General features: G+C 61.4%; 18 protein-coding genes. 5 read left to right on the top strand and 13 right to left on the bottom strand.

Translation table 11 applies throughout. The annotated features are described in order from the left end of the window. Position 1: 1 nt before the first annotated feature. Complete coding sequence (locus NUV55_RS05620) at positions 2 to 1,309, top strand: hypothetical protein (protein ID WP_296671116.1); 1,308 nt, start codon at positions 2 to 4, stop codon at positions 1,307 to 1,309. 92 nt (positions 1,310 to 1,401) lie between these two features. On the opposite strand, the gene NUV55_RS05615 is transcribed toward NUV55_RS05620, so the two are convergent. From NUV55_RS05615 to NUV55_RS05590, 6 genes are all read right to left on the bottom strand, one after another. Continuing rightward, the gene (locus NUV55_RS05615) at positions 1,402 to 2,799 is read right to left on the bottom strand and encodes a GGDEF domain-containing protein (protein ID WP_296671114.1); all 1,398 of its coding nucleotides are present in this window, start codon (positions 2,797 to 2,799) and stop codon (positions 1,402 to 1,404) included. Then, the gene (locus NUV55_RS05610) at positions 2,796 to 5,231 is read right to left on the bottom strand and encodes an EAL domain-containing protein (protein ID WP_296671112.1); all 2,436 of its coding nucleotides are present in this window, start codon (positions 5,229 to 5,231) and stop codon (positions 2,796 to 2,798) included. Before NUV55_RS05610 ends, NUV55_RS05615 begins: the two co-directional genes overlap by 4 nt. After that, positions 5,216 to 5,677: a hypothetical protein gene (locus NUV55_RS05605; RefSeq protein WP_296671111.1), complete on the bottom strand. Its 462-nt coding sequence runs from the start codon at positions 5,675 to 5,677 to the stop codon at positions 5,216 to 5,218. Before NUV55_RS05605 ends, NUV55_RS05610 begins: the two co-directional genes overlap by 16 nt. Further along, positions 5,674 to 6,774 (bottom strand): hypothetical protein, encoded by a 1,101-nt coding sequence (locus NUV55_RS05600; RefSeq protein WP_296671109.1) that lies wholly within the window; start codon positions 6,772 to 6,774, stop codon positions 5,674 to 5,676. The genes NUV55_RS05605 and NUV55_RS05600 overlap by 4 nt, the downstream gene beginning before the upstream one ends. A gap of 378 nt (positions 6,775 to 7,152) precedes the next feature. Next, positions 7,153 to 9,309, bottom strand: coding sequence for a cytochrome D1 domain-containing protein (locus NUV55_RS05595; protein WP_296671107.1), 2,157 nt, complete (start codon positions 9,307 to 9,309; stop codon positions 7,153 to 7,155). A gap of 228 nt (positions 9,310 to 9,537) precedes the next feature. After that, positions 9,538 to 9,819: a LuxR C-terminal-related transcriptional regulator gene (locus NUV55_RS05590; RefSeq protein ID WP_296671299.1), complete on the bottom strand. Its 282-nt coding sequence runs from the start codon at positions 9,817 to 9,819 to the stop codon at positions 9,538 to 9,540. Between NUV55_RS05590 and NUV55_RS05585 the strand changes: the two genes are divergently transcribed. After that, on the top strand, positions 9,760 to 10,149 hold the full coding sequence (locus NUV55_RS05585) for a hypothetical protein (RefSeq protein ID WP_296671302.1): 390 nt from the start codon (positions 9,760 to 9,762) through the stop codon (positions 10,147 to 10,149). The genes NUV55_RS05590 and NUV55_RS05585 overlap by 60 nt on opposite strands. A 362-nt stretch (positions 10,150 to 10,511) precedes the next feature. Here NUV55_RS05585 and NUV55_RS05580 read toward each other — a convergent pair whose 3' ends face one another. The 3 genes from NUV55_RS05580 to NUV55_RS05570 all read right to left on the bottom strand — a co-directional run bounded on the left by NUV55_RS05580 (position 10,512) and on the right by NUV55_RS05570 (position 14,193). Continuing rightward, entirely contained in the window at positions 10,512 to 11,177 is a 666-nt protein-coding gene (locus NUV55_RS05580; protein ID WP_296671106.1) for a SurA N-terminal domain-containing protein, read from the bottom strand. Between the two features lie 65 nt (positions 11,178 to 11,242). Then, the gene (locus NUV55_RS05575; RefSeq protein ID WP_296671104.1) at positions 11,243 to 13,366 is read right to left on the bottom strand and encodes a c-type cytochrome; all 2,124 of its coding nucleotides are present in this window, start codon (positions 13,364 to 13,366) and stop codon (positions 11,243 to 11,245) included. 215 nt (positions 13,367 to 13,581) lie between these two features. After that, positions 13,582 to 14,193, bottom strand: a complete 612-nt coding sequence (locus NUV55_RS05570) for a LuxR C-terminal-related transcriptional regulator (protein WP_296671102.1) — start codon at positions 14,191 to 14,193, stop codon at positions 13,582 to 13,584. A 304-nt stretch (positions 14,194 to 14,497) separates the two neighbouring features. Between NUV55_RS05570 and NUV55_RS05565 the strand changes: the two genes are divergently transcribed. Together NUV55_RS05565 and NUV55_RS05560 are read left to right on the top strand one after the other, a co-directional pair. Further along, entirely contained in the window at positions 14,498 to 14,878 is a 381-nt protein-coding gene (locus tag NUV55_RS05565; RefSeq protein WP_296671101.1) for a SirB2 family protein, read from the top strand. 92 nt (positions 14,879 to 14,970) lie between these two features. Further along, positions 14,971 to 16,143 (top strand): nitronate monooxygenase family protein, encoded by a 1,173-nt coding sequence (locus NUV55_RS05560; protein WP_296671099.1) that lies wholly within the window; start codon positions 14,971 to 14,973, stop codon positions 16,141 to 16,143. Between the two features lie 15 nt (positions 16,144 to 16,158). Here the strand turns inward: NUV55_RS05560 and NUV55_RS05555 are convergent, their stop codons facing one another. Then, positions 16,159 to 16,557, bottom strand: coding sequence for a TraR/DksA C4-type zinc finger protein (locus tag NUV55_RS05555; RefSeq protein ID WP_296671095.1), 399 nt, complete (start codon positions 16,555 to 16,557; stop codon positions 16,159 to 16,161). 151 nt (positions 16,558 to 16,708) lie between these two features. Between NUV55_RS05555 and NUV55_RS05550 the strand changes: the two genes are divergently transcribed. Further along, on the top strand, positions 16,709 to 17,362 hold the full coding sequence (locus tag NUV55_RS05550; protein WP_296671093.1) for a cytochrome b/b6 domain-containing protein: 654 nt from the start codon (positions 16,709 to 16,711) through the stop codon (positions 17,360 to 17,362). 3 nt (positions 17,363 to 17,365) lie between these two features. Here the strand turns inward: NUV55_RS05550 and mobA are convergent, their stop codons facing one another. The 3 genes from mobA to NUV55_RS05535 all read right to left on the bottom strand — a co-directional run bounded on the left by mobA (position 17,366) and on the right by NUV55_RS05535 (position 19,509). Continuing rightward, positions 17,366 to 17,989 (bottom strand): molybdenum cofactor guanylyltransferase MobA, encoded by a 624-nt coding sequence (gene mobA / locus NUV55_RS05545; RefSeq protein WP_296671091.1) that lies wholly within the window; start codon positions 17,987 to 17,989, stop codon positions 17,366 to 17,368. After that, a complete protein-coding gene (glp, locus tag NUV55_RS05540; protein ID WP_296671090.1) occupies positions 17,986 to 19,185 on the bottom strand; it encodes a gephyrin-like molybdotransferase Glp in 1,200 nt (399 codons plus the stop codon). The genes mobA and glp overlap by 4 nt, the downstream gene beginning before the upstream one ends. Before the next feature lie 78 nt (positions 19,186 to 19,263). Then, positions 19,264 to 19,509 carry a thioredoxin family protein gene (locus NUV55_RS05535; RefSeq protein ID WP_296671088.1) on the bottom strand — a complete coding sequence of 82 codons (246 nt, stop codon included), beginning with the start codon at positions 19,507 to 19,509 and terminating at the stop codon, positions 19,264 to 19,266. Between the last annotated feature and the right edge of the window lie 53 nt (positions 19,510 to 19,562).

Genomic DNA, 19,562 nt, shown 5'->3' with positions numbered 1-19,562 from the left:
CATGAGCGCCTCGGATCTGCGCCTCGATCAGGCGCCGCCGTTTACCGTGCCGTTGCGTTTTTTTCTCACGGCGCCGTGGTTCGCGCTGCTGGCGGCGGCGTTGCTCGCGTGGCAAGGCCCGGAGGCGCTGGCCTCGCGCTGGTCTCCAACCACGCTCGCGCTCACCCATCTGTTCACGCTCGGTTTCCTCGCCATGACCATGCTGGGCGCGCTGATGCAATTGCTGCCGGTACTGGCGAGCTCTCCCATCGCCCGACCGAAACTCGTGGGCGGTGCCGTGCACGGGCTGCTCACGCTCGGCACGCTGGCGCTGAGCGCCGGTTTTGCGGCCTCGCATCCGCCGCTGCTGCGCGCGGCATTGTGGTTGCTCGGCGGCGGATTCGCCCTGTTCATCGCCGCGGCCGGGTGGAGCCTGTGGCGCGCGGATCGCGCCAACCCGGCGGTGTGGCCGTTGCGTCTGGCACTGATGGCGTTGCTGGTCACGGTGGTTTTCGGCATCATCATCGGAATATCGCGGACTACGTCCGCCGCCGGCTCGGCCAGCGCTCACTGGACCGATATGCATCTCGCCTGGGGATTCCTCGGCTGGGTCGGGCTGCTGGTGATGGGCGTGGCCTTCCACGTGGTGCCGATGTTCCAGCTCACGCCCGCCTACCCGGCATGGATGACGCGCCGGCTGGCACCGCTGCTGTTCGCGGCGCTGCCGGCCTGGAGCCTGGGCCTGTTGCTGGCGCCGCAACATTCCTTTTTCACGGTCATGGCCAATGCGCTGGCGGTGGTCATCGGTCTCGGCCTCGCGGCGTTCGCGATCGTGACGCTGCGTCTGCAAAGCCAGCGGCGGCGCCAGTTGCCGGACGTCACCCTGCGCTTCTGGCAACTGGCGATGACGAGCCTGCTCGCCTGTGTCGTCATGGGGCTCGCGCTCCGGTTCGCGCCGGGGAACTTTCCGCGCCTGGAACTGATGCTCGGGACGTGGCTGATCGCCGGTTTTGCCTCCAGCGCCATTCATGGCATGCTGTACAAGATCGTGCCGTTTCTCACCTGGCTGCATCTGCACGAACAGAACGTGCGCGGCACCCTGCCGAACATGAAACAGATCATGCCGGACACACGCACCCGGCCGCAGCTGTGGATTCACGGCGTGGCGTTGTTGCTGGTAACCGTGGCAATCCTCCATCCCGGATTCTGGGTGTATCCGGCGGCGGCCACGCTCGCGCTTTCGTATGCGTGGCTGGGATGGAACCTGTCTTCCGCTTACGCCGTCTTCCGGCGGCACGTTATGGAAGGTTTGATTAATCCAAAAATGTAGGGTGGGCACAGCCCACCATTGAGTAGCCATCGAAGCCCTATATGGTGGGCGATGCCTACCCAAATGTTCGCATGGGTATTTTTGAGATGGCTTCAGGCTTGGTTGGCGAATATCGCCACACCCGAGGCGTTCAACCGCGCCGCATACAGCGCGGCGGTGGCGTGCTGCGTCAGGGTCTCTGCGTCTTCACCGTGCTCGGGCGAGATCGCAATCCCAACGACTGCCTTGGGGAGCGTGACGCTCTTGTCGGCGGTGAACGGCTGCTTCAGCGACGCAAGAATGGCGCCCGCAGTATTGACCGCGGTTTCCGCGTCCATGCCGAATCGCAGAACCGCGAATTCGTTGCCCGCCAGGTGAGCGAGCACGTCTACTTCGCCTATCGTCCGCCGGATGCGGTCGCCGGCTTCCTTTATCAGCAGGTAATTGTTGCGGTGATTGAGGAAGCTGCCGCTCGCCATCCGGAAACCGCCCAGATCAACGAGCAGCAGCGCGCAAGAGGAATTCTTCTGCTGCCCCTCATGCAGGCAATGTTGCAGCCGGTCCAGCAAAAAATAGCGGTTGGGGAAGCCGGTCGCCGTGTCGTGCGTGTAGAGATATTCGAGCTTTTTGTTGCGCCGATGATAACGGAACAGCAATACCACCATTACCACGCTGACCGCGAAGACCATCGCCATGATCGTCAAGGCCTCGTGCCAAATGTCGCGGCGCGCGTTCTCAAACAACCCGGGCTCTGGCATATCCGCCAGATTCCAGAATGTGCCTTCGACGGGAACCGAGTGGCCGATGCGGCGCATTTCCTCGGGACTCAGTTTGAACTCGCGATCGAGAACGATGCGCACGCCGTCGGACGTGATCTCGATAAGGTCCGGGATATCCCGTTTGAGCAGCATCAGCTTGTGTCCGGGGAGTTCGCCGTGCTTCAGGATACGGGCGACGATATCGGCGGAGAAACTCACGAAAAATATGCCCATGGATTTTCCGCCGCGCTCCCAGTCCACCATGATGTCGAAGTGGTACATCTGGTTGTTGGGGTGGACGTAAACACCGCTGTGCGCGCGGTCGGCGGCGAATTGGCGCATGTCCTTCACGCATATTTCCTCCACCCGACCCTCGAAATCGGTGACGTAAGGCTTGCCGTTTTTGTCCGCGATGGTAAGGGCGAAGGCCTCGGGAAAATGCGATTTCACCGACGCCTGCAGGGCATCGTAGAGGCCGTAGTCCTCGGGGTTGCGCATCAGCCGCTGCAGGCGCGTTGCTTCCGTGTCCGCGAATAGACGCGCCGCGCGGCGCAGCTCGTTGAGGAAAATGCCAACCTCACCGGCTGCGCCCTGCACCGAGCTGCGCATGAGTTCCTGCTGATGCGCCTCGAATTCCCGGTAACGGACATGGCTGGTCCAGGCGAGCAGCGCGCCCACCATGGCAAGCGCCAGAACCGCGAAAACCAGGGTGAATCGCTGCAACGCCCGCGTTTCTTCCAGGCGCGGGCTCATGGACTGTCCCGGGAGGATTTCAGGGGATTCTGCATCTCCATGTCGGCGTTGAGCAACGTTTCGAAATCCGCCGCCGGCACTGGCCGGCTGAAGTAATAGCCCTGCATGATATCGCACTGGTGCGAATGCAGGTAAACCAGTTGTTCCTCCATCTCCACGCCCTCGGCCACCACCCGGATGCCCAGCTTGTGCGCCATCTCGATGACCGCCATGGCGATCGCCGCGCTGTGTTCGTCGTGCGTGATGTTGTGCACGAAGGATTTATCTATCTTCACGGCGTCAATAGGCAGTAGTTGCAGGTTGGCGAGCGAGGAGTGGCCGGTGCCGAAGTCGTCGATGGCCAGAGTCAGGCCCATGTTCTTGAGCTCGAACAGCACCGATTTGATTTCCGCGTGGTTGTGCAGGATGAGACTTTCCGTCAGTTCGATCTCGAGATGCGCCGGATCCACGCCGGTCTCTTCGATCACGCGCCCGACCTGCTCCACGATGCCCTTGTACTGGAGCTGGCGCGGCGAGATGTTGACCGCCACGCGCAGCGGCGGAAGACCCTGCTTGCGCCAGGCCACGCTCTGCTCGCAGGCGGCGCGCAGCAGCCACTCGCCCACGGGGATAATAAGCCCGGTTTCCTCGGCGAGCGCGATGAAGCGCTCGGGGTACAGCAATCCCAGATCCGGATGCTGCCAGCGCGCCAGCGCCTCCGCGCCCACGATCTGGCCGCTGAAGCGGTCGTACTGCGGCTGATAGTGCAGCAGCACCTGCGGTTGGAAGTAGAGCGTGAGATTTCCCTGCTGCACCGCCTTGCGCAGCGAGGTTTCCAGCACCAGCCGCTCCTGGGACTGCGCGCCCAGGCGCGCGTCGTAGAACTGGTAATTATTGCGGCCAAGCGACTTGGCCTTGTACATCGCCGTGTCGGCGTTCTTGATCAGGTTCTCGATGTCGCTGTCGTCGAACGGATAGATCGTGATGCCGATGCTCGTCGAGACGAAGACCTCGTGTTCGCCGATCTGGAACGGCTTCGAGAACAGGCCGATGACTTTTTCCGCCACCTGTGCCGCGTCCTCGACGTTGGAGATGTCGGTGAGCACGATGGTGAATTCATCGCCCCCGAGCCGCGCGATGGAATCGTCCTTGCGCACCACTTCCGTTAAACGCTTGGCCGCCGCTTGCAGCAGCAGATCGCCGAACAAATGGCCGAGGGTGTCATTGACCTCCTTGAAGCGGTCGAGATCGAAAAAAAGAATCCCCACGAGTTTCTCGTTGCGCTGCGCGCGGGCAAGCGCCTGCGCCAGGCGATCGTGGAACAGCCGCCGGTTGGGCAGTCCCGTGAGCGGGTCGTAGTACGCGAGGCGCGCGAGTTTCTCCTCGAACTGCATGCGCTCGCTGATGTCCTGCGCCACGACGGTGTACAGCTTCTCCTCCCCATGCTGGAAGGCGCCGATGGAAAGCTGGACTGGGACGGTGCCGCCATCCTTGCGCCGGGCGGTCAGGGTAACGCCGGAGGCAATGTGCGGCAGGCCGTCGGGCCCGATCACCCGGCCGGCCTCGGCGAGGCTGAAAAAACGGGTGAAGGGCGTGCCGGCCACCTCGGTAGCCGAGTAACCGAAAATCCGCTCCGCCGCCGCATTGAAGCTCTCGATGCGCCCCTGGCCGTCGAGCGTGACGATGCCCTCGGCGGCGTGCTCCAGCACCGCGCGGTGGCGCTCCTCGCGCGCGGCGATCTCGCGCCCGCGGTGGATCAGCTCGCGGCGCATGGTTTCCAGGTCCTCGGACAGATACGCCACTTCGGCCAGGCGGCTGTCCACCGTCAGCGGCCGGTCGAAATGGCCGGAGGCGATTTCGCGCGACGCCTCGCGCAGTTGCCGGAGCGGCCGTCCCAGGTGCATGCCGAGCAATATCGCCAGAATCAGCAGCAGGATCGTATAGCCCCCGGCGAAATAAAAGCCGCGGCGGTAGATACGGGCGATCTGCTCGCGGGTGTAACTTTCGTCGAAGCCGAGATTCAACGTGCCGCGCGGGCGTGCGTCTCTGTCCGCGACCGGCGCGGAGATGTAATAAACGTTGTCGCCGTGTTCACCGAAGAAAAAATCCTCCTTGAAATCCCGCTTGCCCTGCGGGTCGTTCGGCGCGATGGCGCGCGGATCGTCGGGATCGTCCATGGCCACTTCCACGTACACCACTTCGCCGCCCAGCAACAGTTCGCTGAAAAGCGACTGGATCTCTGCCCGGTCGTCGAGCTCCGCGCCGACCAGGCCGGCGAGCATGCGCGATTGCGAGCGGACGTTATTGACGAACTGCGCCTTGTAATCCTCGACAACGAAATACAGCACCCCCGAAAGCAACAGCGCGCCGAGCAGTGTCCCGAGCGCCAGCACGCCCAGCGCCAGTCGCGTCGTCAGGCCGTGCAGAACCTGGCGGGTTATTTCTCGCGCCATAGTTCCGCCACGACCTTCAGTCCCGCGGCCTCGGCCTTGTCCGCCCACATGTAGGTGACGGCATTCGGGTTTGTGGCGAGCGCTCGGAACAACTCTTTCTCCGCGGAGTATTCCGGAGGACGGCTGCTCATCGTGCGCACCACCCGGGTCATCATGGCGCGTTCATATGCCGGTCCGGACATGTACATGACCTTTTGCATGAAAACCTCGTACACCACCGTATTGGTGTGGTTGCACAACGGCAGGAAAGTCTTGCCGTCCTTGGTGACGGCGACACCCAGATAGAGCTTGCGCACTTCCTCCGGGGAAAGCGCGGCGGCATCCGACTGGTGGCTGGCGACGAGCACGAGCTTGCGCCCTTCCGTCGCCGGCAGCGGCAGCGCGAAGGTGCTGGCGATCAGTACCGCCGACAGCATGAGACCGGTGAAAGAAAAACGTCGCTTCATGGAAACACCATGCTCCATTGAATGCCTGTCTCGTTGTAGCGTCCGGCCTCGATGCGCGAGCGCGCGAATTCGAGCTTAAGCGCCTGCTTCTTCCCGAAATCGCGGCGCACGCCGGCAAGACCGCGGCCCTTGACGAAATGATGGAACAGCATAAGGTAAGCATCATCGTCCGCGCCGCGCGTTCCCTCGGCGCGCGCATACGGCGTCCACAACGCGTTCCACTGGTATTCAGCCTGAAGATAGGCGCTGGCAAAACCGCCCGCGGTGCCGGACGTCGCGCCGCCTTCCAGTTCGTTGCGCAAAAAGAAAACGGCGCCGACGAAGCGCAGGTTTTCCACGACCTTGTTGACGGATACGCCCGCCACGGTCTGGCGCACCTCGCGAAAGTCGAGTTCCTTTGCCGGTATTTGGTTCCGGCCGACGAACAGGCCGAAGGAATCCAGGCCTCCCTCCTGTGGGTTATAGGTCAACCGCAGGCTCGCGGTGGATTTGGCCGAGCGTTGCGGACCCACGATCAACGGCGACTCCAGCCCTTCTCCGTCGAGTTGGCCGCTCACGCCCAGCCCCAATTCGTAACGCAGGCTGCCCTCTTGGTCCGCCTGCCGCACGCCGTCGAGTTGCGCACCGATGAAATGCGAGGGCAGCACGCCGCCCTCGTGTCCGTCGAACGCCTCGATGCCGGGGCGGCGGATAGTCGTCTGAAGGTAGGCCCCGTGATGATACTGCGTGTTCCAGTACCCCTGCGGATTGTGAAAGCGACCGACCCAGGCGGTGGTCTGCGGCGCCAAGCGCCAGCCCCATTGCAGCCGCGCGAGTTCATATTCACCTTCGTCGGCGGCATGCGCCTCGCCGAAAAAACGGTAGCGGTCGTCCTGCCAGGAATAAAGAAACGTGGCCTTCGCCTCACCCTCGTTGCGCTTGATCTCGTCACCCACCGGCGAACCGCTGCGATGCTGGGTGGAAGCGTCGAGGAACACGAGGTAGTCGCGGCGCTGATCTTCCGCGCCTGCTCCCGCGCTCAGGAAACCGGACAGAATCGCTGCTGCTGTCCACCGAGCGCAGCACGAGACGGCCGCTCGCGTTCGACAATTATTCATCAGGAACCTCCCCCATGAGGTATGCGAAATGCTTTGATTTGCCTGCTATTCAATTAATCCATAGGAAAGCATAGTTCAAAAAATCCGCCGCAAAAAAAGCGGGGCGGCTGTGAAGTCCTCCGCCCCGGCGGTGTGATTTTGGTTACAGATTTAGGCCCGCGAAACCCGATTTCAAAAGGTTACGCCGATTCGAAAAAAACGTGGAAACGCCCTTGCGTGATTTAAGGATCACTCGCTTTCGCCCCGCGACAGCCGGGCCAACGCCTGGGGCGACCGCAGCTCGATCTCGCCGTGTCCCAGACGGACGCAACCGGCGTCAAACACAAGCCGGGCGCATCCCCGTTGGGAGATGCGCCCGGCGTGTTACCTCCTTGAAACTCAGTAGATGTCGTGCGACGTGTTATAGACGTTGAACTTGCCGGTGGTCGCGGGGAGCGGAATCCGCGCGATCTCCGCCAGCGTGGTGCCGTCCAGGATGACCTGTCCGCCGCCTTCGCCGGCCCAGTCCGATATCCAGACCTGGCTGCCGTCCCTGTTGAACTCCTGGTGCACCGCCTTGCCGGCGGTCGCCACGTCGAAGCAGCGATCCACCGTGCCCGTCGCCTTGGCGATGGCACAGACCTGCTTGTCGTTGGTCGAGCTCAGGGTCATGTCAACCAGCACCCAGGGAGAGTTCGGGTGCGTCTTGAGGAACAGCGAACCCGCGGCTGGCAGCGTGATGTTGCGCACCACGGTCCAGGCAACGTCCGGCCGGCCCACCGGGTCCGCCCCGTACACCGCGAGCAGGGGACTGCCGATATGCGGCGTGGCGTTGACCCAGCCATACTCCGGATCGTACCAGTTGGCGCCGCGGCCCGGATGCGGCACGCTGCCGGTGATGAAGCTCGTCACGAAGCTGCGCGTGGCGGTATCCACGATCACCATCTTGTTGCTGGCGTTGGCCGCCGTCATGAAGTAGCGCCTGGTGTGATCCCAGCCGCCGTCGTGCAGGTATTTCTCGGTGGCGATGTTCGCCGCCAGTGGGAAGCCCGCCTGCGAATAGTCCACGATGCCGACGTAACCGGATTCCTTCTGGTTGATCACCCACACCGGCTCGAACTCCGAGGCCACGATCGCCGCCACCCGCACCTCCTGCAGGGTCTCCCCGGTGATGCTGGTCAGGGGGATGTCGTTGCGCGCCAGCGGCTCCAGCGTCAGGCCGTCGTACACGACGTACTGCGGCGGCCAGTAACAACCCTCGATAAGGTATTTGTCCTCGTAGCCCGTGAACTTGCTGCCGTCCACGCTGCGGGCGTCGTGACAGCCCTTCACCTTCGCCACCAGGTTCGGCGTGCTCGCCCACAGGTCAATCATGCTGACCAGCCCGTCGCGGCCGATGGCGTAGAAGTAGCGTCCCGACTTCGACGAGCGCAGGATGTGCACGGCGAAGCCGACATCCACGCGCACGATCTCCTCGCGGGTGTCGCCGTCGAAAATCGCGATCTGGCCCGCGTCCCGCAGCACCGTGCCGAAGTAGTTCTGCCAGTCGCGCGTGGTTTGCGGCGCCGTGGGACGATCGGCCACCGGAACCAGCAACTGCCAGCTCGCCTGAATCTCCGCCATCGGCAGCGGCGGCGCTTCCGGCGGCGGCAGTTGCAGGTAGGCGGCCATCTTGGTGATCTGGTCGTCGGTGAGAATGCCCGCGGTGCCGAAGTTGGGCATGCCGCCCGGCGTGCCGTGGCGCATCATCGCGCCCAAGCCGTCGGTGCCGATCACCTTGGCCCTGACCTCGCCGATGTTGGGCCCGGTGGCGCCATTGCGATACAGGCCGTGGCAGCCGGCGCAGCGGTTGAAGTAGAGATTCTTGGTGTCCTCGAATTCCGCGGCCGTCAGCGTGACTGGTGGGGTCTCGACGCGCACCTGCTGCAGATTGAGATAGGCCCAGATGTCGAGGGCGGTGTAATCGGACAGGTTGGTGTCGGACATCCACCAGGGATAATTTTCCAGACCGGTGCCGAACGCGCCATGGCCGATCATGGCCTTGGGTTCGACGGTGAAGGCCTGGATCCATACGGGCCTTCTTCTCTGGACCACATTCAGCAGATCGGGCCCGACCCGGGCGCTGGTGCCCATGGAGTGGCAGCCGGTGCAGTTTTTCCTGAACGCAGCCTCGCCATTGGTTGAATTGCCATTGCCGGAAAGCCGTTCCGGGTTGCCGGTCTCGGGAAGGACGGCCAGGTAGGCGGCGACATTGGCGATGTCGGTGCTGGTCAGATATGACAGGAACTGCATCTCCGGCCGCATCCGGATCATGCCGCTGATCCTGTTGGCCGAGGCGTCCCGGATGCTCTTGCGCACGAAGCGGCCGCCGGCATCGGTTCCGTGACAGGCGAAACAGACGCCCTGGAAAATCGCTTCGCCGGCGACCGGATCACCACCCCCACCGCCGCCGCCTCCACCTCCGCCCCCACCACCCATGGCCCAGGCACTGCCGATCATCAGGGGTGACAGCAGTATAACCGCAACAAACCGAACAGGAATTTTCAGAAACTTCATGACCGCCTCCTCCAGGATAAACCGAATCTATTTATGATAAAAAATATATGATGGAATAATCCGCGCCCTTCCTGCGCTTTTACGGACGTTGGAACTATGTCAGGACTGTCAACAACCGGACAATGATGCACATGCATCATTTTTCGGACATTGCGTGAAACTGAAATGCGTCAGCCCGGCACGCGGCCGGGGCACAGGAACTTACATTAAAGAAGAGAGAAAAAAAATTTAACGCATCAAGCCGTTACGAAAAATGTAACTCACCGCCTCGGCCCGGTTGTGAATACCCAGCTTTGCATAGATGTGCTGGATATGATTCCGGGCGGTGGCATGACTGATGTGCAGCGCGTTCGCCAAGGCCTTGGCGTCGAGGCCCTCGGCGAGCAGTTTCAAAACCTGCCGTTCACGGCAAGTAAGCCCGTGCTCGATATCGGGTGAGATGCCGTTTGTTTGTTCCCTGTCGTCAGCCGGGTGGAAAAGAGAGCAAGAGGGGTCAACGGGCCGGAGCATGAAAATCGCGGCGACATTATCGAACGTTCTGGAAACGGGCATGACTCCCACATCCAGCAAGATCGTTTTCCCATCGCTCAAGCGGACTCGCAGATCGAAATTCTCAACGGGCCGGCCCTCCAGCGGGGATTTCCCGAGGGGGCAATGCGAGCAACAGAAATCTTCTCCCTCCGGGTTGCGGCCGCAAACTACTTCGTAGCATTTGCGCGGGAACGGCGCCGAATCGCCGTGCAGAAAAATTTCGGCAAACGTTCCATTTTGGTAAACGATGCGGCAGGCATCGTCAATGGCGAAAACGGCGTCGCACGTTCTGGAAAAGATATCCTGTAATGCCTGCATGACGATCGAATCCCCTCTGACGCAACCATTCTGTCACCCGGAATCTCGGTATCACAAGCATCGGGGGTGCGGCAAAATGCCGCAGCAAGCAAGAAATACGCCAACAAACGCCGCGGAACAGACAGCGGCAGGATATGAATTCACTCGATAAATTGAAAAGGCAGGACGCGCGCGTTGCCGCATCGGCGGCTGTATGGCGCGGCGCTATTGCTGACTTCGATGGTAGTTGTTCATCCCGGATTCCGGGTATATCCGGTCGCAACCCCGATCGCGCTTTCGTATGCGTGGCCGGGATGGAATCTGATGTCCGCCGTCCAGCTATATCGTCGGATCGTGCACGCTACAACCACCCGCTAGGGTGCGCCGCCGGCGGCGGGCGTCCAGCGCCAGAGGCGGGCGACGTCCGCCAGCGACTGCATCCAGCTTTTGCGCTGCTCGGGCCAGCGCCGCTGCCGGATCACCATGCGCATATGTTCGCGGTGTTCGGCTAACTCCCGCGACGAGGGCGGCGTTTTTTCCTTCCAGAAGTTACGCAGGAATTCCTCGCGGACTTCTTCATCGGTAACCGGCATGGCGGCCGACTCGATCGCCTCGAGCCGTTCGATCAGCAGATTGCGCCGCGTTTCTTCCTTCCACTGCTCCGGCGTGATCTTGAATTCGGCGAAGGCCTGTTTGAGCCCGCCTTTGTTGGCGTAAGAGGCCTCCATCTCGCGCAGCCGTTGCGCGATCTCCTCCTCGGCAACGGTAATACCGCGGCGGTGTGCTTCCCGGACTTCGAGCTCGCGCTGGATCATGCCGTTCAGCACGCGCACCATGGCGTGCGCCTTTTCTTCCGCGCCCATGGCATCGAACAGCGAAGGGTTCATCGAGCGGCTTTGCGCCAGGCGCGTTTCGAATTGGGCGCGCGTGACTGCAACGTCGTTGATGCGCGCCACGATTTCCGGAAGCGTCGCCGGTGTCGTTTCCGCGGCGGCAACACCCGGCAACAACAGGGCGAACAAGAGGAGAAGCCTTTTCATGGACGTGAAAGCAGGGGGCAGCGTTTCGCTGCCCCCTGCTTTGTTGTTACCGCATTACCAGCCGGTTACGGCCAAGGCTTGGGCGCGGGAGCGACCATGATCCCTTGCGCGCCGGTGTTGATCTTGAGGTCCAGATCCAGCGGCAGCTCCGTGGCCAGCGGGTCGAGCCACACCTCTTCCTTCAGATAGGTGTACTTGCCGGTCGTGGTCGTCTTGAGCGGCACGTCGCCCACGTGCGCCCCGCTGCGGCAGTCGGGGCAGAAGGTCGTGATCGGCACGTTGCACGAGCTCTGGCCGCTGCACAACGCCTTGGCGCCGTAACCCTGCAGGCTCACCTGCTCGCCGGCCGAGCCTGGCGCGCCCGCGCTTGCCACTTTTTCGAGGTCATAGACGCTGATGTAATCCTCGAAGGTATTGGTCACGTAGGCGTAGTAGCAGATGGAACTGGGAACGCCATTGTCGCACAACGCCTTGCGGCCGTAGGTCACGCCGTGCGCTCCAAGGCCCGCCGGGAAGGTGTAAACCGCCGTCGGATTGCCCGCGGAACTGAGCGCCGTGACCGCGACGTTGAACGACGCCTTGTTCGCGGTGACCATGAAGCGGCCGTGCGTGGTGGCGTCAGGCGGGCTCACCGGCGTCTGGATCGGCATATGCACCCAGCGCACCGGATAGATCGAGGTGTCCCGGAGCTTCAGGTTGCCGCTCGCATCCCGCAACGCGGCCGGAATCACGCTGCTGTTGCGCGTGATCGTACCGCCCGTCGGGTTGATGTCGTACACCGACACCGACGCGGTCCCAGCGTTGTTGGTGTAAGCGCGCACGCAGCCGCCGGTGCCGTAGCCGTTGAACACGCTCGCCGCGAGCGGCGAGACGCCGCCGGTCGAGGCGAAGGACTGCTGTTTCGCCTGGCTCACGGAGTAGAGCGACACGGAGTTGGCCAGCGTGTTGGCGGTCAGATAATGCTCGCCATCGTCGCAGAACCAGATGCCGTGCGGCGAGAACTGGCCGCGGATGGGGTTGCCCACGAGGGCGCCGCTTTGGCCCGCCGCGAACTTGGCCACGTCCACTTCCTGCATGGCCACGCCGCCCATGATGGTGACGAACCAGCGTTCGGCCGCGCCGGGCGATACCTGCACGTGCGCCGACGCCGCGCCGGTGGCGGCGGTGCGCACCACCGCCTTGGTGCTGGCGTTGATCACGGTCGAGGTGTTGTCGTGCCAGTTGGCCGTGAGCACGTAGGATGTGCCGTTGCTGCCCTTTCCGGGCCAGGCATTGTGCGGGTTGTTGCCGACGTTGGCGATGTAGTTCTTGATGTTCCAGTTCGCGGAGTCGATGACCTGCATCGCGCCGTCCACCGTGTCGGAGGCGCTTTCCTCCTGGCTCTGGGCGTTCACCCAGACCTCACCGCTGCCCGCCACGGCCGGTTTGGCGATGGCGACCTTCGAGGCCTTGGTGATTTCCGCCGGCGTATTGCCCGCAGTGCAGGCCTCGAACTGCATATACGGATGCAGCTTGCAGAGATAGCGTACACAGCCGGGCGCGAGCCCCGTGGATTGATCCGCGTAGTAATAACCGGTGCCGCTGCCGAGATTGCCGGCGTAGCCGATGAAGCCCGAGTCCTTGCCGACGGCGGAGTTGGTCATGGTGTGCCAGGTCTTGCCGGTGTTGGTCACGGTGAGGTACTGGTTGGCGCCGAGCACCACACGCCGTGTGTCGTCATAGGGGTCGTTGGCGTTGTCCACGCCCTTGTCGGTGTACCACGGATCGGCATCCAGGATGTCCACCTTCACTTCCGTGCCCGACGGACGCGCGGGCGCCGGGCAGCTGCCCATCATGCCGCCGCAGTTATTGCGCAGCCAACTGACGAGACTGTTGAGCTCGGTGTCGGTAATTTCCGCCGGCCCGAAACCCGGCATGCCGCGGTTGTCCGATCCGTTGCGGATCATGTTTTTGGCCGCGGTGTCGCTGATCATCCTAAGGCCCGCGATGCGTGGGGCATTGACGTCATTGACCCATGAGTCTCCGCCACGGCCGCCCGATCCGTGACAGGTGGAACAGGCGGCCGCGAAGATTTTTTCCGGCGGTTGGGATTGAATGGCACTGGCCTGCGCCAGCGGCGATGCGAGCAGGATGGCCACTGTAAGCAGCGCAGCCTCCCACCCACTCTTTATAGAATAATTGTGGAACATGACTCCTCCTTATATATATATTTGATATTTGTGGTGGTACCGCTGTGCGGCAAATTGCCGCACGCGTGCAACAATATATTTACGATCAAAGTCGGAAAAAATGATTCGAATGCGTCATTTTGCTTGATGCATTTGCATCAGGCAGGCAATCCACGCCGGAAACAGGGATATGAGAACGGGGAAGAGCGATGCAAAAAACCGGAGATTACGCGCGGCTACAGGAGACTGTTGCGGTAGGCAAAGCTCACCGCTTCCGCCCGGCTGTGGATGTCCAGTTTTTCAAAAATATTATGGATGTGGTTACGGACCGTGACGTGGCTGATGTGCAGAATATCGGCGAGCTCCTTGGTACTGCGGCCCTCGGCAAGCAGCCTGAGGATTTGCCGCTCGCGTGGCGTGAGCCGGTGTGCCGTTTCGTCGTTTTCCTTGGAGGGTCCGCCATGCGCGAGACGATTGAGGGCATGCATGACGTTGACGGGGCGGATCAGGAAGACCGCGACGGCGCGATGGAATGTTTTCGGCAATGGGGACGAGCCTACGCTGACCCACGCTGAATCCCCGTGGGCAGGAGAGATGATCAGATCAAAATTCTCGACCGGACGATCATTCGTGAGGGACTTTCCGACCGGACAGTCAGGGCTGCAAAAAACCTGGCCACCCAGCGTCTTGCCACACACGACTTCATAACAGGGGCGGCCCGACCCCTCGGATGCCGGGCATTGGAAAAGATCGGCGAAAATTTCGTTCCGATAAACAATCCGGCAGGCGCCATCGATCGCGAAAACGGCGTCTGACGTGCGGGAAAAAATTTCACCCAGGTCGGTCATGACCTCTTCTCCTCCCCTTTAGAGTTATAGGTATCAAAGATAATTATATCCTTCCGCAAATACAAATATTTCTGGTTTAGAACCATTCAAAGATTGGCCACGCTGGTATTTACCGTTCTCCAGGCCAGTAACCCCTGCACATTGTGGATGATTACCCGGCTTCCTTTCTGTCAGCCTGGGCGGCGCAGACACTCCCGGCGGCAAAAATTCAGGGGGAGAATTTCGTTTACAATACCGCGCATGCGCATGGCCTGCGGTCAATTGAAAAAATATAAATTTAGGGCGCCACCCCTCCGGACTCCCGATGTTTATTGCCCTTAAGACCATTCACGTCGCCAGCGTCATTCTTTCCATCACCGGTTACGTGATCCGCGGCATCTGGATGATCCGCGAGTCGCCCTGGCTCCAGGAAAAATGGGCACGGGTGGCGCCACATATTATTGATACAACGCTGCTGGTTTCAGCCATTCTGCTAACACTGCAAATTCAGCAATACCCCTTTGTGCACGGCTGGCTCACGGCCAAGGTGCTGGCGCTCGTTGCCTACATCGTGGTCGGCGCGATTGGCCTTAAATACGGCAAAACCAGAAAAATCCGCATCGCCGCCTGGTTCATCGCGATCGCTATTTTCGCTTATATCGTTCTAGTCGCGTTGACCCGGCAGGTGCTGCCTTATATTGGCTAGCGATCCCGTTACACCCGGCCGCGAGCTTGACCTTGATCAACACTTTTTTTCACGAATTAGGCTAGGTTGTGTTGCACGGCCCAGCTTATTCCATGATTCATACTTCTTTCCCCATGCTCACTATCCGTGGGCGCCAATTGCTTCCCATCATCCAGGGCGGCATGGGTGTGGGCATTTCCGGCCACCGGCTGGCCGGTGCCGTCGCCCGGGAAGGCGCGGTCGGCACCATTGCCAGCGTGGACCTGCGACGCCTGTACCCGGACATCATGCAACGTTTGCGCAAATGCAACGATCCGAAAGTACACAGCGCCGCCAATATCGAGGCGCTGGATCGCGAGATTCGCGCGGCGCACGAGATCGCGCCGGACGGCTTCGTCGCGGTGAACGTGATGCGCGCGCTGTCGAATTACGCCGAACTCGTGGTGCAGGCCTGCAAGAGCGGGGCAAACGCCATCGTCTCGGGCGCGGGACTGCCGTTCGACCTGCCCGAGCTCACGGAGAAATTCAAAAACGTCGCGCTGATCCCGATCCTTTCGGAAGAACGCGGCGTGCGCGCGGTACTGAAGAAATGGATGCGCAAGGGACGACTGCCGGACGCCATCGTCATCGAGCACCCGCGCTACGCCGGCGGCCATCTCGGCGCCACGCGCATGGAAGAGGTCAACGATCCCAAATTCGATTTCGGGCGCGTGCTGGAGGAGATCCGGCGCGTGTTTCAGGAGCTGGGAATCGCCATTGGCAGCATTCCCCTGATACCGGCGGGCGGCATCAATTCATTCCAGAAGCTCAAGGAGCTGTTCGACATGGGCGCCGCCGGCGCACAGATCGGCACGCCATTCGCCGTCACCGAGGAATGCGACGCGCATCCCAACTTCAAAAAGGTGCTGGCCGAGGCCGGGCCGAAAGACATCGTGACCTTCATGAGCGCCGCCGGCCTGCCCGCGCGCGCCGTGCTGACCCCGTGGTTGAAAAATTATCTCGCCAAGGAAAATAAACTGCGCGCCAAGGCGAGCCCTGAATGCTCCCAGTGCCCGAGCCGGCTTGAGTGCCTGGCGCATTGCGGTTTCAAGGATGGCAACCCGGCCGCCGGCCAGTTCTGCATCGAGACGCAGCTCGCGGCGGCGCAACGCGGCAATATTCAGCAGGGATTGTTCTTCCGCGGATCGGAATCACTGCCCTTCGGCGCGGAGATACGCAAGGTCCGTGAATTGCTGGAAGTTCTGCTGACCAGGCGCTCGCTCACCACGGCCGTCCAGGGAGCATAAACAGCGGTGATTGGATTAGAGACTGGGAGTGGCGTCGCGTCCCCCGCGACGGTTTTCATTCCGGCTCTGGCAGTTGATACAACGCTTCGCCGTCGGATAGGCATCGAGTCGTTCGAGGACGATTTTGTCGTTGCAATCGACACAGGTGCCGTAGATACCGTTTTTGATGCGTTCGAGCGACGCCTCAACGTCCCGGATTTCCTCAAGTTCACGGGTACGCGTGGCAATGTTGATGCCGCGCAGCAGCTCGGCAAACGATTCTTCCCCGGCATCGTGCACCATGCCGGCCAGTTCGGTGAAGTCTTCCTGCTTCGAGTTGGCCAGCTCGCGATGAATAATCTCACGCAGTTCCTCACGGCGATTTCTCAGCCGTTGCTCGAACTGCTGCAGTTGCTTTTCAGAAAGTTCCGGCATGATCGACTCCCCCTGCTGATGCACTCTTCGTGGCCACTTCGATGCCTGTTCAAGCCTAACACAGTCATTGATCGCCTATTGAATCCGGTACGCGCTTGCCAATTCCTTCTGCCGCACCATTCGCGCCTTTGTCACATTCAAGGAGCCAGCCATGAACCTGCCTGAATCACCTGTTTTGCAGAAAGCAATCAAGGTCTGGGACCCGCTGGTGCGCCTGTTCCACTGGTCGCTGGTGGCAGCGTTTACCATTGCCTGGCTCACCGGCGACGAGGAATCCCGCCTGCATGAACTGGCCGGGTACACCGTCATCGGCCTGGTGCTGATACGGATTGTCTGGGGATTCGTTGGCACACGATACGCGCGCTTCAGCGATTTTGTCTACCGTCCCTCGGTCATTTTGTCTTACATCAGGGAATTAACGCTCGGAAAATCCAAACGTCATCTGGGACACAACCCGCTGGGCGGATTGATGGTCCTGGCGCTGCTGGTATCGCTGCTTGCCGCCGGGATTACGGGGCTCGCCCTGGAGGGCGCGGAACAAGGCACCGGACCCTTTGCCTCTCTTTCCACCGGGGCCACGATGACGATGCCTGGTGTAATTGCCGAGGCCTTAGCCGATGATGACGACAAGGTGCACAATAATGGAAAGAATGAAAACGATGAGATATGGGAAGAGCTGCACGAATTCTTCGCCAACCTGACACTGCTGCTGGTGGTGCTGCACATCGCGGGCGTGATTATCGGCAGCCTGGTGCACCGGGAAAATCTGGTGCGCGCCATGTTCACCGGACGCAAACCGGGATGAGCGTCAGGCTTGCTGAAGAACTTTTTCCTCAAGACGCTTCAGTTCTTCGGGCGTATTGATGTTATCGAAGGCATCGGCCCGATCGGAAAAATCGACGCTGACCGCCCCCAGCCGATGCATCCACTCGCCCGCGCCGCGAGCGCCTGCTGTCATATACTGCTCCAGACGATCGTCCACATCGCTACGCATTAGCGCAAACACCGGTTGCATCCGACCGTGGCAGAAAACAACGGAAGCCTCGGCCTGCGCGTGAGTCAATGCACTCGCCAAACGTTCAACCAGGTCTGAAGGCAGCGCAGGAGTGTCGCAAGGCACAACAAGAATATAAGTCGTCTCGGTAACTCGCATGGCGCTCAACATCCCCGCCAGCGGTCCGTCATAGTCGCCCATGGCGTCGGCGACGACGGGAAAACCGTATGACGCATAGACATCCCGGTTGCGGTTGGCACTGATTAGCAGACTCCCCACCTGCGGTCGCAGGGCGTCGATGGCATGCTCGACGAATGGTCGGCCATGCATATGCACCAGCCCCTTGTCCACACCGCCCAGTCGGCTGCCGCGTCCGCCGGCGAGTATGACGCCGGTAATTTCATGTCTGGCGATAGCCTTGTGTTCAATGGCCGTCATAAGTCCGTGCTCAAAGGAATTGCCATCACCGTTTCACCCTGCTTGAAGCCGGCGCTGTCGGCCTCGACACGGATAAAGCCGTTGGTTTCGCGCAACGGCCCCAGCATGTGCGAGCCCTGGCCGGGCAACGCGGTGGCCAGGAGCTTGCCATTCTCGGTGACAAGCCGCGCGCGCACGAACTCGGTGCGCCCGGGGTGACGACGAAAATCATTGGTAGCGGTCGCGGCCAGTTGCGGCATGCGCGAAACGCCGTGGTGCCACGCGATGAGCGCGGGCTCGACGAACAGCTTGAACGTCACGAGGCTGGAGACCGGATTGCCCGGCAGCGCGAAGAAATGCGTGCGGGAACCCACGCGACCGAAGGCAATGGGCTTGCCCGGCTTGATTTTCACTTTCCAGAATTTTATCTCGCCGATCTCGGCGAATACCTGCTTGACGAGATCATGATCGCCAACCGAAGCGCCGCCGCTGGTGATGACAAAATCGAAATCCGCGGACGACTTCAACAGTTCGCGCAGCGCCGCCGGATCGTCGCGCACCGTGCCACCGTCCACGGCATCCATTCCCAGCTCCTGCAACAATAATAATGTCGCCAGCCGATTGGATTCGTATATCTGTCCGGGCTGCAGCGGCGTGCCGGGCGTGACCAGCTCATCGCCGGTGGCGGCCACCAGCACACGCGCCCGAGGGTATACCGGAATTTGCGCCACACCGGCCGCGGACAGTAACGCCAGATCGTAGGATGACAGCCGGCGGCCGGCAGGGTACAGCACATCGCTGTGGCGGAAATCCTCGCCACGCCGGCGCAAATGACTGCCCGGCTGCACTGATTTGGGGAAGATGACCTTGCCGCCCTCAAGCTTCACGTCTTCCTGGATCACAATACTGTCCGCGCCCTCGGGCATGGGCGCGCCCGTGAAAATGCGCATGGTGGATCCAGGGCTGAGCTTTCCCGGCGCATCGCCGCAGCGACATTCGCCGTGCAACGGCAATACAAAGCCGGCGGCGACCAGATCGGCGGTGCGCACGGCGTAGCCGTCCATGGCGGAATTATCGAACGCGGGGTTGTCCACTTGGGCACGCAATTCCTGCGCGGTGAAACGGCCATGCGCCTGCAACAACGACACCGTCTGTGTCGTGGCAGATGGTGTTACTTCCGCGAGAATGGCGGCACGGGCTTCTTCGAGACTCAGCATCCCGGAACGGTAGCGCAAATCGGGGTCAGGGCCTAGACCGCGTCAGAGATACCCTTGGAAGAACCAGAACTATTGAAACTATGTCCGCGAAATGAGCGTACGCGCCTCTTCAAGGCTTTGCACGCCAATGGCGACCAGTACACCGTCGATCACCACGGCCGGAATGGTTTTGAGCTGTAACTCATCGGCCAGCTGCTTGCCTTCGGGATCGGCCAGGTTGACCACGGAAAAATCGAGCGCACGCTCTTGCGCCACCTGGCGCCAGACCTTTTCAGCCTGTTCACAAGGGACGCACGACTCCGAAACCAGTAGCTGGACTTTCATTCTCCTTCCGTTTGCTTCGGGCAACACCGGATACCTGTGTCACTTTGAAACGC

The organism is Sulfuricaulis sp., assembly GCF_024653915.1.
Taxonomy (GTDB): Bacteria; Pseudomonadota; Gammaproteobacteria; order Acidiferrobacterales; family Sulfurifustaceae; genus Sulfuricaulis.
This window is presented reverse-complemented; position numbering and strand designations above follow the sequence as displayed.